The organism is Xanthomonas sp. NCPPB 1325, assembly GCF_041477645.2.
GTDB lineage: Bacteria > Pseudomonadota > Gammaproteobacteria > Xanthomonadales > Xanthomonadaceae > Xanthomonas > Xanthomonas cannabis.
Genome location: NZ_CM192985.1, coordinates 2,548,553 through 2,564,646, shown reverse-complemented (window position 1 = coordinate 2,564,646; position 16,094 = coordinate 2,548,553). Strand labels below are relative to the sequence as shown.

The 16,094-nt window shown below is 65.5% G+C and carries 12 protein-coding genes and 4 tRNA genes; 12 read left to right on the top strand and 4 right to left on the bottom strand.

The annotated features are described in order from the left end of the window. Positions 1–169: 169 nt before the first annotated feature. The 8 genes from kdsB (at position 170) to ACCQ10_RS10850 (ending at position 5,744) form a co-directional block, all read left to right on the top strand. Positions 170–949 carry a 3-deoxy-manno-octulosonate cytidylyltransferase gene (gene kdsB / locus ACCQ10_RS10885; protein ID WP_372360631.1) on the top strand — a complete coding sequence of 260 codons (780 nt, stop codon included), beginning with the start codon at positions 170–172 and terminating at the stop codon, positions 947–949. Further along, positions 946–1,410 (top strand): low molecular weight protein-tyrosine-phosphatase, encoded by a 465-nt coding sequence (locus tag ACCQ10_RS10880; protein WP_372360629.1) that lies wholly within the window; start codon positions 946–948, stop codon positions 1,408–1,410. The genes kdsB and ACCQ10_RS10880 overlap by 4 nt, the downstream gene beginning before the upstream one ends. 23 nt (positions 1,411–1,433) lie before the next feature. Then, entirely contained in the window at positions 1,434–2,852 is a 1,419-nt protein-coding gene (locus ACCQ10_RS10875) for a hypothetical protein (protein ID WP_179455879.1), read from the top strand. Continuing rightward, complete coding sequence (gene uvrC / locus ACCQ10_RS10870; protein WP_372360628.1) at positions 2,849–4,705, top strand: excinuclease ABC subunit UvrC; 1,857 nt, start codon at positions 2,849–2,851, stop codon at positions 4,703–4,705. The genes ACCQ10_RS10875 and uvrC overlap by 4 nt, the downstream gene beginning before the upstream one ends. After that, positions 4,705–5,337: a CDP-diacylglycerol--glycerol-3-phosphate 3-phosphatidyltransferase gene (pgsA, locus tag ACCQ10_RS10865; protein ID WP_047694836.1), complete on the top strand. Its 633-nt coding sequence runs from the start codon at positions 4,705–4,707 to the stop codon at positions 5,335–5,337. Before uvrC ends, pgsA begins: the two co-directional genes overlap by 1 nt. Before the next feature lie 36 nt (positions 5,338–5,373). Beyond that, positions 5,374–5,449, top strand: a tRNA-Gly gene (locus tag ACCQ10_RS10860). 67 nt (positions 5,450–5,516) lie between these two features. Further along, positions 5,517–5,590: transfer RNA gene (locus ACCQ10_RS10855), tRNA-Cys, on the top strand. A 78-nt stretch (positions 5,591–5,668) separates the two neighbouring features. Beyond that, a tRNA-Gly gene (locus ACCQ10_RS10850) sits at positions 5,669–5,744 on the top strand. Between the two features lie 553 nt (positions 5,745–6,297). Here ACCQ10_RS10850 and ACCQ10_RS10845 read toward each other — a convergent pair. Beyond that, positions 6,298–6,381 (bottom strand) — tRNA-Leu (locus ACCQ10_RS10845). A 140-nt stretch (positions 6,382–6,521) separates the two neighbouring features. Between ACCQ10_RS10845 and ACCQ10_RS10840 the strand changes: the two genes are divergently transcribed. Further along, a complete protein-coding gene (locus ACCQ10_RS10840) occupies positions 6,522–7,814 on the top strand; it encodes a nucleotide sugar dehydrogenase (RefSeq protein WP_372360627.1) in 1,293 nt (430 codons plus the stop codon). Here the strand turns inward: ACCQ10_RS10840 and ACCQ10_RS10835 are convergent. After that, positions 7,798–9,060 (bottom strand): TIGR03862 family flavoprotein, encoded by a 1,263-nt coding sequence (locus ACCQ10_RS10835; RefSeq protein WP_372363106.1) that lies wholly within the window; start codon positions 9,058–9,060, stop codon positions 7,798–7,800. The two genes, ACCQ10_RS10840 and ACCQ10_RS10835, sit on opposite strands and share 17 nt — an antisense overlap. 11 nt (positions 9,061–9,071) lie before the next feature. Continuing rightward, the gene (locus tag ACCQ10_RS10830; protein ID WP_372360626.1) at positions 9,072–9,503 is read right to left on the bottom strand and encodes an FKBP-type peptidyl-prolyl cis-trans isomerase; all 432 of its coding nucleotides are present in this window, start codon (positions 9,501–9,503) and stop codon (positions 9,072–9,074) included. 59 nt (positions 9,504–9,562) lie between these two features. Between ACCQ10_RS10830 and ACCQ10_RS10825 the strand changes: the two genes are divergently transcribed. The 3 genes from ACCQ10_RS10825 (at position 9,563) to ACCQ10_RS10815 (ending at position 11,719) form a co-directional block, all read left to right on the top strand. Continuing rightward, entirely contained in the window at positions 9,563–9,928 is a 366-nt protein-coding gene (locus ACCQ10_RS10825) for a DUF6164 family protein (RefSeq protein ID WP_047694826.1), read from the top strand. A 173-nt stretch (positions 9,929–10,101) separates the two neighbouring features. Further along, the gene (locus ACCQ10_RS10820; RefSeq protein ID WP_372360625.1) at positions 10,102–10,863 is read left to right on the top strand and encodes a sulfurtransferase; all 762 of its coding nucleotides are present in this window, start codon (positions 10,102–10,104) and stop codon (positions 10,861–10,863) included. A 208-nt stretch (positions 10,864–11,071) separates the two neighbouring features. After that, on the top strand, positions 11,072–11,719 hold the full coding sequence (locus ACCQ10_RS10815) for a response regulator (protein WP_372360624.1): 648 nt from the start codon (positions 11,072–11,074) through the stop codon (positions 11,717–11,719). Between the two features lie 568 nt (positions 11,720–12,287). Here the strand turns inward: ACCQ10_RS10815 and ACCQ10_RS10810 are convergent. After that, on the bottom strand, positions 12,288–16,034 hold the full coding sequence (locus ACCQ10_RS10810; RefSeq protein WP_372363105.1) for an Rne/Rng family ribonuclease: 3,747 nt from the start codon (positions 16,032–16,034) through the stop codon (positions 12,288–12,290). Between the last annotated feature and the right edge of the window lie 60 nt (positions 16,035–16,094).

The window sequence follows — 16,094 nt, the reverse complement described above, 5'->3', positions numbered from 1 at the left end:
CCCCTGCATGCACTGTTCCATGCAGGTCAGCCACTACACTGCGAACCAGCCTGACGTCGGCCTTGTGGCGCGCTGTTGCAGTTTTCCAGAAGCGCGTTGTGCGGGCAGGCGCACTGCGATCATCCTGCCGACATCCATCCCACCATTCCGCCGTTCAGAGCGCATACGCATGACCAACCCAACGCCTGCCGATTTCGTCGTCGCCATCCCGGCGCGCTACGCGTCCACGCGCTTGCCCGGCAAGCCGCTGCAACGTCTCGGCGATCGTCCGATGATCCAGCATGTGGCCGAGCGGGCGCTGCTGGCCGGCGCGCGCGCGGTCTGGGTGGCCACCGATGATGCGCGGATTGCCGAAGCCATCGCGCACGTGCCGGGCGTGCAGGTGGCCATGACCGGTAGCGAGCACCTCTCCGGTACCGACCGCCTTGCCGAATGCGCTCGCATCGCCGGCTGGGATGCGGACACCTGCGTGGTGAATCTGCAAGGCGACGAGCCCTTTGCGCCTGCTGCCGGCATCCGCGCAGTCGCCGAGCTGCTGCTGCACTCCGGTGCCGACATGGCCACGCTTGCCGCACAGGTGGACACCGCGCACGACCTGTTCGACCCGAACGTGGTGAAGCTGGTGTGCACCGCAGGCGGGGATGCGCTGTATTTCAGCCGCGCGCCGATCCCCTGGCACCGCGACAGCTTCGCCAGCCAACCCGAGCAGCTGCCGGTGGACGGGCAGTGGCTGCGTCATATCGGCATCTACGCGTACCGCGCCGGTTTCCTGCAACGGTTTGCGGCCATGCCGCCGGGCATGCTGGAACGCCTCGAATCGCTGGAGCAGCTGCGGGTGATGGAGGCCGGGTATCGCATCGCCGTTGCGTTGACGCCGGAGCAGTTTCCGCCGGGCATCGACACGCCCGATGATCTGGCCCGTGCCCAGGCGCGCGTGGCCTCTGCATGAAGCTGTTGATCGTGTGTCTGGGCAATATCTGCCGCTCGCCGATGGGCGAGGGCGCCGTCCGCGCGCAGCTGGACGAGGCGCGGCTGTCGCGGCGCATCCAGGTCGATTCGGCAGGCACCGGCGACTGGCACGCTGGCGATCCGCCGGACCCGCGCGCCATCCGCTGCGCGCGCGGGCATGGTGTCGACATTTCCGGCCTGCGTGCGCGTCAGGTGCTGCGCGAGGATTTCGAGCACTTCGACTGGCTGCTGTGCGCCGACGGCAACAATCTACGTGATCTGCAACGGATCGCCCCCGCAACGCTGCGCGACAAGGTGGGACTGTGGTTGCCGTGGGCCGGCGTGGAGACACGTGACGATATCCCCGATCCATATACCGGCAGCAGCAAGGATTTCGAGCAGGTCTGGCAACTGGTCGATACCGCCGCGCGGCAGACGGTGGCCAGACTCACCCGAGGCTAATCACGCTTGGGCATAATCACCGCATGAATGCCCAGCTCACCCAGGAACTGCCGGAATTTCCCACCTGGCTCAACGCCAGGCCGTCCACCTTGCAGGAACATCGCGGCCGTGCGCTCGTGCTGGCCTTCGTCAACGCCAGCTCGGTGTGGTGCGCCGAACGCCTGGCCGAACTAGCGCAATGGCAGGCACGCAGCCCCGGGCGCTTGCAGGTGATCGTGGTGCAGGTGCCGCGCTTCGACAGCGAGCGTCTGCCGCAACGCTCGCTCAAGCAGTTGCGCGGCCACGGCGTCAGCGCGCCGATCCTGCTCGACAAGGACTGGGAAACCTGGCGCCGGTTCAACATCCAGTCCTGGCCCACGCTGGTGCTGCTGGACGCCTACGGGCGCGAGCGCCAGCGTCTTGTCGGCGTCACCGGCGATCTGGACAGGGCGCTGGCCGCCTTGTGCGACGGCCAGCAGCCGCCTTCCGATGCAGACCTGCAGGGCGTGGCCGAGCGCGACCCCGAGCCGCGGTTGGCATTGCGCTTTCCCACCGGCCTGGCCGCGACCGAAGACCGTCTGTACGTCGCCGACACCGGCCACCATCGCGTGCTCGAGTGCACGCATGGCGGCCGTGTGCTGCGTCAGTTCGGACATGGCAACGCCGACCTCATCGATGGCGGCATCGGCGAAGCCGCATTCCGCCGCCCGCAAGGCCTGGCACTGGAACGCGACCAGCTCTACGTCGCCGATACCGGCAACCACGCGTTACGGCGCATCAACCTGCGCAGCGGGCAGGTGGACACCCTGTGCGGCACCGGTCGCTCTGGCGAGCCGGTCGAAGGGCCGCTGGCGTTCGCCGGCGCGTCCGCTCTGAACTACCCGCAGGGTCTGGCCGTTGCCGACAACCAGGTGTTGATCGCCATGGCCGGCGACAACCGCATCTGGAGCTACGACCTGGGTCGCGCGGCATTGAGTGCGCGCGCCGGCACCGGCTCCCTTGAAATCCGCGATGGCAGCGGCCATCTCGCAGCTTTCGCGCAACCGGCAGGATTGGCGGCAGTGCAGCAAGTGGCGTACGTCTGCGATGGACTGGGCTCGTCGATCCGCACCATGCAGTTGCGCGGTGACCTGGTGCAGACCCTGGTCGGCGGGCAGGGCCTGTGGCAGTTCGGCGATGAGGATGGGCCACGCGGCACCGCGCAGTTGCAGTTTCCGCAAGCCATCGCGCTGGCCGCCGACTCGCCGTTGCTGTGGATCGCCGACACCGGCAACGGCCGCCTGCGCTGCCTGCGCCTGGGCGGCGGCGAGCTGACCACGGTCGAGCTGCCGCGGCGCCTGCATGGCCCGGCCGGTCTGGCGGTGGCCGCCGGTGCGGTCTGGATTGCCGAAACCGATGCCCATGCCGTGCTGCGTTACGACCTGGCAAGCGGCGTACTGAGTGATGTTGCGATAGACGAATGAACGCAAGGCCCCAAGCCGATTTCGATGGAAAAGCGTTTGCTGCGCAGCTGAGCACCGCGCCCGGCGTCTACCGCATGTATGCGGCCGACGACACCTTGCTGTACGTCGGCAAGGCGGGCGCGCTGCGCAAGCGCGTGGGCAGCTATTTCAACGGCACGCCGAAGAATGCACGGCTGACCTCGATGCTGTCGCAGGTGGCGCGCATGGACGTCACCGTGACCCGCAGCGAGGCCGAAGCGCTGCTGCTGGAAAACCAGCTCATCAAGTCGCTGTCGCCGCGCTACAACGTGTCCTTGCGCGATGACAAGAGCTACCCGTACGTGCTGCTCACGCGCGAGGACTGGCCGCGGATCGCCTTGCATCGTGGCCCGCGTGCCGTGCAGGGGCGCTACTTCGGCCCGTACACCGGCGTGACCGGCGTACGTGAGACGCTGAGCCTGATGCACAAGCTGTTCAAGTTGCGCAGTTGCGAAGACAGCGTGTTCCGTAACCGCTCGCGGCCATGTCTGCAGTATCAGATCGGCCGTTGCAGTGGCCCATGCGTGGATCTGGTGGCCGCGCCCGATTACGCCGAGTCGGTGCGCCGCGCCACCATGTTTCTGGAAGGCAAGAGCGACCAGCTCGGCGAAGAGATCATGCATTCGATGCAGCAGGCCAGCGAGGCGCTGGAATTCGAGCGTGCTGCGCGCTTGCGCGATCTGTTGTCGTCGTTGCGCAGCATGCAGAACCGCCAGTACGTCGATGGCCGCGCCGCCGACCTGGATGTGCTGGCCTGCGCCACGCAGTCCAGCCAGGCCTGCGTGCTGCTGCTGAGCTTCCGCGATGGTCGCAACCTGGGCACGCGCTCGTTCTTTCCCAAGACCAACGGTGAGGACAGCGCCGAGGAGATTCTCGGCGCATTCGTATCGCAGTACTACGCCGAGCATTCGCCGCCGCGCGAGATCCTGCTGGATCGCGAAATCCCCGAGGCCGAACTGATCGAAGCCGCACTCAGCGCCGCTGCCGAACACAAGGTCGCGCTGAAGTGGAACGTGCGCGGCGAGCGTGCCGGCTATCTGCTGCTGGCGACCCGCAACGCGCAGCTGACGCTGGTGACCGAGCTCACCAGCCAGAGCGCGCAGCACGCTCGCAGCGAAGCACTGCGCGAAATGCTCGGGCTTGCCGAACCGGTCAAGCGGGTGGAGTGCTTCGACATCAGCCACACCATGGGCGAAGCCACCGTCGCGTCGTGCGTGGTATTCGATGCCAGCGGACCGGTGCGCGGCCAGTATCGGCGCTTCAATATTTCCGGCATCACCCCGGGCGACGACTACGCCGCGATGCGGCAGGCGATCGAGCGGCGGTTCCGGCGCGCGGTGGAAGAAAACGGCGTACTGCCCGATGTGCTGTTGATCGACGGCGGTGCCGGCCAGCTGGCCCAGGCCCAGGCCGCGCTGGCCGACCTGGGCGTCGAGAACGTGCTGCTGGTAGGCGTGGCCAAGGGCGAGGAGCGCAGGGCGGGGCACGAGGCGCTGATCATGGCCGACGGCCGCGAGCTGCGCCCAGGCGCGGCGTCGCCGGCGCTGCAGTTCATCCAGCAGGTGCGTGACGAAGCGCACCGCTTTGCCATCACCGGTCACCGTGGACGCCGCCAGAAGGCGCGCATGACCAGCAAGCTCGAGGATATTCCCGGTATCGGGCCGCGACGTCGCGCCAGCCTGCTCAAGCATTTCGGCGGTCTGGTCGGCCTCAAGGCCGCTGGCGAGGCCGAGATCGCGCGGGTGGACGGAGTCAACGCCGCACTTGCCGCGCGAATCTACGCTAACCTGCACGGGCTGGCGCTTCCCGATGCGGCAGGCGAGTCGAGTCCGTAATGAAGTTGACCATCCCCACGTGGCTGACACTGCTAAGGATCCTGATGATCCCGGTGCTGGTCGTGGTGTTCTACCTGCCGTACACGTGGACAAATTTTGCGTCCGCCGGCGTGTTCGCGCTGGCTGCCATCACCGACTGGCTGGATGGCTGGGTCGCGCGGCGCTATCACCAGTATTCCGCGTTCGGCGCGTTTCTGGACCCGGTTGCCGACAAGTTGATGGTCGCAGTGGCGTTGTTCCTGATCGTGCAGGGTCATCCCACCCCGTGGATGGCGTTCTGGGCGGCAGTGATCGTCGGCCGCGAGATCGCCGTCTCCGCGCTGCGCGAGTGGATGGCCGAGATCGGGCAGCGTGCCAAGGTGCGCGTGGCGGTGATCGGCAAGGTCAAGACCACCGCGCAGATGGTTGCGTTGCTCTGCCTGCTGTATTCGGTCACGCCGGGGCAGATGCCAACGCACGAAATCTGGTTGGGCAATCTGATCTTCCGTGCCGGTTACTGGACGCTGGCAATCGCCGCGCTGCTGACGCTGTGGTCGGGTTTCCAGTATCTGCAGGCGGCCTGGCCGAGCCTGCGTGCCGACGAAAAAGCCGCAATCAGCAACAAGCCGAAAAAAATCGAAAGCAACAGTTGACACCTATGCTGTTCGCTGTAGAATTTCGCCTCCCAAGCGGGAATAGCTCAGTTGGTAGAGCGCAACCTTGCCAAGGTTGAGGTCGCGAGTTCGAGTCTCGTTTCCCGCTCCAGTTAGTGACAAGGCTCCCGTGTTGGGGCCTTGTTGTTTCAAGGCAGGATGCCTTGGGTTGATGTTTCGGCCTGGTGGTAGAGTGGTTATGCAGCGGACTGCAAATCCGCGTACGCCGGTTCAATTCCGGCCCAGGCCTCCACATCGCATGCGCTTTTTCTCATCGCAACGATGACAGGGCTAGCGCAACGAAGTGACAAGCTGTACAATTTAGTTTCACGCGGGAATAGCTCAGTTGGTAGAGCGCAACCTTGCCAAGGTTGAGGTCGCGAGTTCGAGTCTCGTTTCCCGCTCCAAATTCGAACCCTGGATATCAGATGATATCCAGGGTTTTTTATTTGTACCTGTGTGTCTGGATGTGTGCCGTTACTAGCCTGGTAGAGATGCTTTGGAAAGCATTTTTGAGCGATGGCGTAGTGGGCGCTGCCGGATGTGGAGTTGCAACCGCCTAGGCGGCAACGCATTGCGACAGTGCAGCTCTCTGCACCCGTGCGCACATAAGCAATCTCGCCCGGATACGTCGTTATGCGGCTTTACATCAGCGAAGCCGACGCATACCGAGTAGCGGTAGCCGCCTTCTGCCTCGACTGGATCTTGGATGCCGTTCGGGTCTCACCAAGCGTGGCGCCGACGCTCGTGATGATGACTGCGAAAGGGGTCAGTGCCGATTGACAGAATGCCACCGCACCTCATGGCCGCTATGGCCTGCTTCAGCATGAGGTGATCAGCCACAGCTGCAGACAGTGAAAGAACGTCACGTTGAGTTGTCGCGAAGTCAACTCCGTCAGCTCTCGGATGACGGTGCCTCACGTCATCGGTGCAGCAGCAGATTTGCGCTGCGGTGGAGTGTGCCCGGGGCGGGGGTCGAACCCGCATAGCCTCACAGCTGAGGGATTTTAAGTCCCTTGCGTCTACCAATTTCGCCACCCGGGCATGGCGATAGCGTGCCTGATTGCGCGGCGATTGTGAATCTCTAGACGAAGATCGCGCCCACTGCCGGTCCAAAACCCGCGTGCGCTATGCTGCCGCCGCACAGCTGCGCGGCAACCGATCGCGCGATCTCAAGGAATTGCATGTCCGGCACCCCGCTTGTCCAACCGCAGCACGCACGCATCGCCGTCATCGGACTGGGCTATGTCGGCCTGCCACTTGCAGTGGCGTTCGGCGAGCAGCGCGACACCCTGGGGTTCGACATCGATGCGCAGCGGGTTGCGCAGTTGCGCGAAGGGCACGATGCCACGCTGGAACTGGACGATGGCGAACTGGCTGCGGCTACGCAGCTGCGCTATAGCGCGGCCGCAGAGGACCTGTCGACGTGCAGCATCTTTATCGTCACCGTCCCGACGCCGATCGATAGTTTCGAACAGCCGGACCTGGAACCGTTGCGCAGCGCCACCAGGTTGATCGCTGCCGCGCTCAAGCCGGGCGATCTGGTGATCTACGAGTCGACCGTCTACCCGGGCACCACCGAAGAAGTCTGTGTGCCGTTGCTGGAAGCGGTGTCCGGCCTGCGTTTCAATGCCGATTTTTTCTGTGGCTACAGTCCGGAGCGGGTCAATCCAGGCGACCGGCAACGCCGGCTGCGCGATATCCGCAAGATCACCTCCGGCTCGACGCCGCAGGCAGCCGATGCGGTCGATGCGCTGTATACCAGCATCATCACCGCCGGCACCTGGCGTGCGTCCTCGATGCGTGTGGCCGAAGCGGCCAAGGTGGTGGAGAACATCCAGCGCGACGTCAACATCGCGCTGGTCAACGAGCTGGCGTTGATCTTCGACAAGCTCGGCATCGACACGCTCGATGTCCTGGAAGCAGCAGGCACCAAATGGAATTTCCTGCCATTTCGCCCCGGCCTGGTCGGCGGGCATTGCATTGGGGTGGACCCGTACTACCTGATGCACAAATCCGAAAGCGTGGGCTACCACCCCGACCTCATTCACACCGCGCGGCAAGTCAACAATCGCGTGGGCCGGCACGTGGCAGAGCGGGTATGCGGCATGCTGGCGATGCGCGGCGTTGCGCTCGCGCAGGCGAGGGTGCTGGTATTGGGTGCCACCTTCAAGGAAAACTGCCCGGACCTGCGCAATAGCCGTGCGCTGGAGCTGGTGCAATTGTTGCAGGCGGCCGGCGTGCAGGTTGACACCTGCGATCCCTGGGCCGACCCTGCAGAGGCGCTGCTGCATGCCGGCGTGCAGCTATGCGAAGGCCCGGAGGAGGGCGCGTACGACGCCGTCGTGCTGGCGGTGGCGCATGCCCAGTATCGCGACTACGACGCCCGGCGCATTGCTGCACTGGGCAAGCCAGCTGCGGTGGTCTACGACGTCAAATCGGTGTGGCCGCGCGTGGCCGTCAGTGATCGGCTGTGAGTTGATTGCCGTGCTGCTTTAGCCACTCGATCGCACCAGACGCAGCGCGATGCCCGCTGGCGAAGCAGGCGGTCAGCAGATAGCCGCCGGTCGGTGCTTCCCAGTCCAGCATTTCGCCAGCACAGAACACGCCGGGGCGCGCCAGCGCCATCAACTGCGCGTCCAGGGCTTCCAGTTCCACGCCACCGGCCGAGCTGATCGCCTCTGCGAGCGGGCGCGGCCGCAGCAGCCGCAGCGGCAGTCGCTTGAGCGTGCGTGCCACCAACGCCGAGTCGTCGCCGGCCTGTTTGCCGAGCAGTTCATAGACCAGCGCGGCCTTGACGCCCTCGATACCGATTTGGCGGCGCAGATGTTCGCTGAAGCTACGCCCCTTGCGCGGCCTGGCCAACTCGGTGTCAACGCGTTCCAGCGAACGGTCGGGTAGCAGATCCAGCACCAATTCGGCTGCGCCATGCGCCCCGATCTGCGTACGCAGCTCGGCCGCGATCGCATAGATCAGGCTGCCCTCGATCCCGGTTTCAGTGATCACGCATTCGCCCTGCAGCGCGTGCTGCACGCCCGTGCTGTCGCGCCAATGCGCGACCACCGGTTTGAGCGGTGCGCCCGCATGCCGTTGCGCGAAATGCGCACTCCAGTCGAGATCGAAACCGCAGTTGGCCGGCACCAAGGGGCGCACGGCGATGCCGTGCTGCTGCAGCGGGGCCTGCCAGGCGCCATCGGAGCCGAGCTGCGGCCAACTGCCGCCACCCAGTGCCAGCACCGTTGCATCCGCCTGAAGGTCGATAGCGCCGTCAGGTGTGGAAAATCGCAGCGCACCGTCAGCGTTCCATCCCAGCCAGCGATGCTGCACATGAAAGGTGACGCCCTGGTCCTTGAGGCGACGCACCCAGCCGCGCAGCAAGGGCGCAGCCTTGCGGTCGATCGGAAACACCCGCCCGGAGCTGCCGACATAGGTCTCCACGCCCAGCTCGCGCGCCCAGGCGCGCAATGCATCGGCATCGAACTCCTGCAGCCACGCCGCCACCATTGGCGTGCGCTCACGATAGCGCTGGGCGAACAGCGGCATCGGATCGGAGTGGGTGAGATTGAGTCCGCCCTTGCCGGCGATCAGGAATTTGCGCCCCACCGAGCCTTTCGCCTCGTACAGATCCACGGCGATCCCGGCAGCACACGCCACTTCGGCAGCCATCAATCCCGCAGGCCCGCCGCCAATGACCGTCAGCCGCGGTCTGCTCGCATCCATCATCACTTTCGCACTCAGCGCGGCTGCACGCCGAGCAATTCCACATCGAACACCAGCGAAGCGCCCGGGGGTATGACACCGCCTGCTCCGTTGTCGCCGTAGCCGTAGTCCGGGGGAATCATCAAGGTGCGCTTGCCGCCCACGCGCATGCCGGCAACGCCTTCGTCCCAACCGCGGATCACCTGGCGGCCACCCAGCACGAACTGGAACGGTTCGGCGCGATCCAGCGAACTATCGAACTTCTTGCCGTGTTTGTCGGCCGCCTTTTCGTCGTACAACCAGCCGGTGTAATGCACCGTCACCAGGGAACCGGGCGTGGCCTCCGCGCCGGTACCGGCGGTGTGGTCGATCCGTTCGAAGCTGGCGATGGTGCCACCGGAGGGCGGCAGGGCGGGCGCACAGCTGGCAAGCAGCAGGGCGGCACAGAGCGTCAGCACAAGGCGCATGGGTATGTCCGTGAAGGAAGGCCGCCATTATCGCACCTGGCTCCCGGTATCATCGTCCCATGGCCAAGCTGCTGCTCAACCTGCGCAATGTCCCTGACGACGAGGCCGACGAGGTGCGGGCGCTGATGCGCGAGCATTTGGTACAGATCTACGAAACGCGGCCCAGCAACTGGGGGATCTCCGCAGGCGGTATCTGGCTCAGCGACGACGCGGACCACGCACGTGCCAAGGCCTTGCTGGGTGCCTACCAGGCACAGCGCGGCGCGATCGCACGCGCCCAGCGCCAGGAGGCGATTGCCGCCGGTACCGCAGAAACCTTTGGCGCATTGCTGCGCAAACGCCCGGTCTTCGTGATCGCCACGCTACTGGGCATGCTGGTCGTGGCCTCGTTGGTGTTGCTGCCGTTTCTGCTGTTGCGCGGCTGAGCGGCCCGGGGCCGGGACCGATGTGACTGAGATCGCGGCAGATCCAACGCCTCTGCCATCGAGCAGCGCGCCGCGTGCCGCTGCGCCGCGCCGCGCCGCGCCGTTCCGGCCGGAGCACGTTCGATCTTGTCCAAGCGCTCGCTAGCTCGGGCCTGCCGCCTTAAAATAGCCGCATGATTACCAATACTGCGGCTTACCACTTCGTCACCATCCAGGACCCGCAGCCGCTGGCCGACAGCGTGTTGGCGCAGGCCGAACAGCACCTGCTGAAGGGCTCGGTGCTGGTGGCCGAGGAGGGCATCAATCTCTTTCTGGCGGGCGAGGCGGACCGGATTGACGCGTTCTACCTGTGGTTGCAGTCGGACAGCCGCTTTGCACACATGCGCATCAAGTACAGCCAGAGCACGCATCAGCCCTTTGCGCGGCTCAAGGTGAAGGTCAAGCCGGAGATCATCAGCTTCCGTCGCCAGGATGCATCGCCGCTGCCGGGCCGTGCGCCTGCGGTGAGCCCTGCAGTGTTGCGGGAGTGGATGCGCACTGGCCACGATGATCGTGGTCGCCCGCTGGTGCTGCTGGACACGCGCAATGCGCAGGAAGTGGCCTATGGCACGTTTCATGGCGCCCTGACCTTGCCGATCGACAAGTTCACCGACCTGCCTGCAGCGCTTGAGCCGCACCGCGCCGCGTTGGCCGATGCCACGGTGGTGAGCTTCTGCACCGGCGGTATTCGTTGCGAAAAGGCCGCAGTGTGGATGCAGGCCGAGGGCATGGACAACGTGCTGCAGTTGGAGGGCGGCATCCTGGGCTATTTCGAGGAAGTCGGCGGCGAAGGCTACGACGGCCGCTGTTTCGTCTTCGATGAGCGCGTTGCACTGGACCCGCAATTGCGGCCGCTGGTGGACGACGCGCGGACCACCGAGCCAGGAAAAGTCTGACCGGGCACGACTGGGTTGCCCGATGCAGCCGGCATTGCAGGCGCTCGCATCATGTCAACACGCTGCACTACAGAGCCGCCACGTGGTACTACACGTCGGAATGCGTGCAGTTCGCTCTAACTTGAGCGTAATACGTTGCATCGAGCTTGCCCTGAATTATTCACGGAGCTAGGCTGCATCAGCCAGCCGCACAGCGAGGACAACAAGGATGACCATCAGAGTTTTTCTGATCGACGATCATGCACTCGTGCGTACCGGCATGAAGATGATCCTGTCCAAGGAAGTGGACGTCGACGTGGTGGGTGAGGCAGAGAGCGGTGAAGCCGCGTTGCCGCAGATTCGTCAACTCAAGCCCGATATCGTGCTGTGCGATCTGCACCTGCCCGGCGTGAGCGGTCTTGAAATCACCGAGCGCATCGTCAAGGGCGATTACGGCACGCGCGTGATCATCGTGTCCGTACTCGAGGATGGTCCGCTGCCCAAGCGCTTGCTCGAAGCCGGTGCGTCCGGCTACGTGGGCAAGGGGGGCGATGCGCATGAATTGCTGCGCGCAGTACGCGAGGTGGCGTTGGGGCGGCGTTATCTGGGCAACACGATTGCACAGAATCTGGCGCTGTCCAATCTCGAAGGTGGCGGGTCCCCCTTCGATGCGTTGTCGCCACGCGAGCTGGAGGTGGCCTTGTTGCTGACCCAGGGCCTGCGCCAGGAAGACATCGCCAAGCGCCTGAATCTCAGTGCCAAGACCATCAATACGCACAAGGCGCGCCTGTTCGAAAAGGTCGGCATCCAGGACAACATCGCGTTGGCCCGTCTGGCAAATCAATACGGCCTGACTGATCCTGCCCGCACGATGTGACGCCTGGCCGTCGCTGGCTGAGCACTGCGCTGCAAGGATTGAATCGGTCTGGTTACCGGTTCCAGAATGCGTAAAGCTGGCTGGTGCCCTGGATCCCGCTGGCGGTGGCTTGTAAGCGGTCGTCGCAGCACGCAGCGCAGGGCGAGGCGATTCCGTTGATTAAGGCAGCGCCTACACGCCGAAAAAAGCGTCCATCGCAGCAAGCGACAGGATCAGGACTGGCAGGTGGTTAAGCGATGGCCTGCAGCCACGACGTAGAGCGGCGCCTGCTGCACTCCGGGAGTTCTCACGACAAGAGCGCTGAAGTCGCTTCATGCTCGATCAGCATCCGCTGGCCCGCACAGATGTAGCCGCTGCAGGGCACGGCTGTGTGAGAGCAGGCTCTCGGTGTGATGTGCGAACGAGAGTGGCCTGCGCTGGTGTTGTTCTTTCAGCGCTATCAGCACCACACGCGCACAAAAACACAGCGGCACCACAAGCGCAAAAAAACACAGCGGCCCGAAGGCCGCTGTGTCTTGACGCTTCCTGACCGGCTAATGCAGGTCAGCTAGTGCGGCCGGCGTAACGATCAGTGCTGGTCACGCGGCTTGTCGGCGTCACCATCTTCCTTGGAGGCACCCTCGGCATCGGCATCGGCATCGGCATCGGCCGACGACGCTGCAGGCTTGGACGCTTCGGAGACAACAACGGTCGCCTTCGGCGCGTCGGCTTCCGGCCGCTGCGTAGCTGCAGGCGCTACCGCTGCCGGCTGCGTTTGCTGCGCCTTGGGCGGGACCGGCGTAGCAGACGTTGCAGGTGTTGCATCATCCTTGGGGGCCAGTGCGTCCAGCATGGTCGTCTGCACCGGCGCGTAGGGCTTGCGTACCGGAGCGGGTGCTTCGTCTGCAACAGGCGTCTGCGGCACCGTCGTGGTCGAGGTCACTGCGACATCGACGGACGGAACGACTGCACCGGTCTGCTCGGCATGCGGTGCCTTGGCGGTCACCACGGCGGCCTGCGCAGAAGGAGCGGTTGATGCAGCCGCTGCAGGAGCAGCCTGCTCTGCCGTCACCGACGTCGATGCCGACGGCTTGGCAGGCTCCCGCTGCGCTGCCGACGTTTCCGGCACGGTTGCGGTGAGGCGGTCCGGCGTACCGGCTGAGGACGCTGCGGCATCAGTCGATGCCTTGGGGACTGGCGTCGGCTGCGTGACAACGGTCGGCTCGCTCGTCGACGACGGTGCAGCAGCTGGCGCGACTGGCTTGGTGACAGCCGCCGGTGCGGCAGGCGCTGCCGCGCTGCCCGGTGTCGCCGTCACCGCAGGTACCTCGGCAGCGGGCGAGGGCACAGTGGCGTCAACCGCCACTGGTGCCGAGCTGGCGGCCGGCGTTGCCTCGGTTGCCGACGCCTGCTTGGCGATCGGGGCCGGAGCTCCGGGCGAGGTCGCAGCGACCTCTTGCGATGTCGCCGGAGTCTCTGCTGCCGGAGCAGACGCAGTCCGCGCCGGCGCTGCCGCGACGGCAGCGTCATTGCGTGCCCGCTCCGCTGCGGCGGCAGCCGGGGCTGTGGCTTGCTGCTCGAACGACGGTGTCGCGTTGGACACTGGCGCCGTCGTCGCGGCGGTATCGCTGCCCGACTGGGTTTCCGCACGTTCCTTGGGAACCGGGCGTGGTTTCACCGGTGCCGCAGCGTCGGGCTCGGGCCTGGTGCGGGTGGCCGGCGCGGGAGCGTCGTCATCGAAGTCGAACTCCGGCTGACCCGCACGCGGAGCGGCAGATGCCTGGCCCTGCGTATTGGCTTCGTCGCCGTCGTTGTCGCCTTCCAGATCACCGTCAACATCGCCATCGAGATCGTCCGTCTCCAGACCATCCACGTTGCTGCCACCCTCACCGTTTGCACCGGCGCCACGACGACGACGACGGCCGCCGCGACGACCGCGGCGGCGACGGCTTCCACCTTCGCCATTGGCCGCATCATCGCCCGCGCCTTCCTGGCCGGGAGCATCCGCAACCGCATCACTGCCGCGATCGGCCGTGGACTCGCTCACCACAACCTCGACCGGGTGCGACTGGGTTGCCGCAGCCGTGCTGGTCTGCACGGTGGCAGGCGCAGCGGTTTCAGCGATGGCTGCAACCACACCCGTCGTCGTTGCACTTGCTGCCGTCGAGGTCAGGGTCTGCGCCGAGGCGGTCCCTTCATCCTGACGTGCAGGACGCGGCTGCCGCTCGGACGGTGCGCCATCCTGCTGTGCAGGTGCACGTGGCGGACGGGGCGCCTGGTTCTGCTGCTTGGGCTTCTGCTGCTGCGGCTGTTGCTGCTTCGGTGCCTGCGACTCGTTGCGCGGCGGCTTGGGCGCCTGCACCTGCTGCTGGACCTGGGCGCCGTTTTGCGCGGCCTGGCCGTTCTGGCCATTGGCCGGCTGGCGGCGCTCGTCGCGACGTTCCTTGTTGGCGCCGTTGCCATTGCCGCGCTGATTGCCGCCGTTGCCGCCATTGCGGGCATCGCGTCCGTCACGGCGTTGGCCGCCACGTTCACCGCGCTCGTTACGTGGATTACGGCCGGCATCGTTCTGCCGCGGGCGCTGGGTCGTCTCGGGCGTTGGCGCGATCGGCTCGACCCCACCGAAGATGCGCTTCAGCCAGCCAACCACACCAGTGACCGGCGCCGGGATCGGCACCGTCACCACCGGGGCCGGTACCGCGACGGGCGCCACCGGGGCAGGGGCCTCTTCACGCACCGGCGCCGGCTGGCTCGGCTTGATCGAGGTCACCGCCGGGGCCGCCGGGATGTTCAACTGCGCCTTGGTCAGCGCATGCACCGGCAGCTTGCGCGGGGTGCCGCGCTGGTAGCTCGGCTTGCCGCTGTCTTCGCCCAGCTCGTTTTCACGCAGGCGGGTGACTTCGTAGTGCGGGGTGTGCAGCTGCTCGTCGGCGACGATGATGATCGGCGACTCGTGGCGCTGCTCGATCTCACGCAGCGCGCTGCGCTTTTCGTTGAGCAGGTAGTTGGCGATTTCCACCGGGGCCTGGACCAGCACCTGCCCGGTGTTTTCCTTCATGGCGTGCTCTTCGGCCACGCGGATGATGGACAGCGACAGCGACTCGACACTGCGCATGCGGCCATGGCCGTCGCAACGCGGGCAGACGATCTGGCTCGATTCGCCCAGGCTCGGACGCAGGCGCTGGCGGCTCATTTCCATCAGGCCGAAGCGCGAGATGCGGCCAAGCTGCACGCGGGCGCGGTCGTACTTGAGCGCGTTCTGCAGCTTGTTTTCGACTTCGCGCTGGTGCTTGGACGAGGCCATGTCGATGAAGTCGATGACCACCAGGCCACCCAGGTCGCGCAGGCGCAGCTGGCGTGCCACTTCTTCGGCCGCTTCCAGATTGGTCTGGAACGCGGTCTCTTCGATATCGCTGCCCTTGGTGGCGCGCGAGGAGTTCACGTCGACGGCGGTCAGCGCTTCGGTCTGGTCCACTACGATCGAGCCGCCCGAGGGCAGGCGCACATTGCGCTCGTAGGCGCCTTCGATCTGCGATTCGATCTGGAAGCGATTGAACAGCGGGATATCGTCGGTGTAGTGCTTGAGCTTGCGCAGGCTCTGCGGCATCACCTGCTTCATGAATTCCTGGGCGTCGGCGTACAGCTCCGGCGTATCGACCAGGATTTCGCCCACATCGGCGCGCAGGTAGTCGCGCAGGGCGCGGATGATCAGGCGCGATTCCTGGTAGATCAGGAAGGCGGCCGGCTTGCTCAGCGCGGCCTCGGCGATCGCCTTCCAGGTCTGCAGCAGGTAGTCCAGATCCCACTGCAGTTCTTCGGCGTCACGCCCCACACCGGCGGTGCGGATGATCACGCCCATGTCGTCGGGGATGTCGAGCTTGTCCAGCGCTTCCTTCAGCGCGGCGCGGTCTTCGCCTTCGATCCGGCGCGAAACGCCACCGGCGCTCGGCGAATTGGGCATCAGCACCATGTAGCGGCCGGCAAGCGAGATGAACGTGGTCAGGGCGGCGCCCTTGTTGCCGCGCTCTTCCTTGTCGACCTGCACCACGATTTCCTGGCCTTCGCGCAGCAGCTCGCGAATGGTCGACTTGTTATGGTCGACGCCGGCCTGGAAATAGTCGCGGGAGATTTCCTTCAGCGGCAGAAAGCCATGGCGCTCGGCGCCATAGTCCACGAACGCCGCTTCCAGAGAAGGCTCGAGCCGGGTGATGCGGCCCTTGTAGATGTTGGATTTCTTTTGTTCCTTGGACGGCTGTTCGATGTCGATGTCGTACAGGGTCTGGCCGTCCACAATCGCCACGCGCAGCTCTTCGGCCTGCGTTGCGTTGATTAGCATTCGCTTCATTGTTGCGTTCCTCACGCGCTCTACCGCGCGGAACGCCGTGACGTTTCGCCT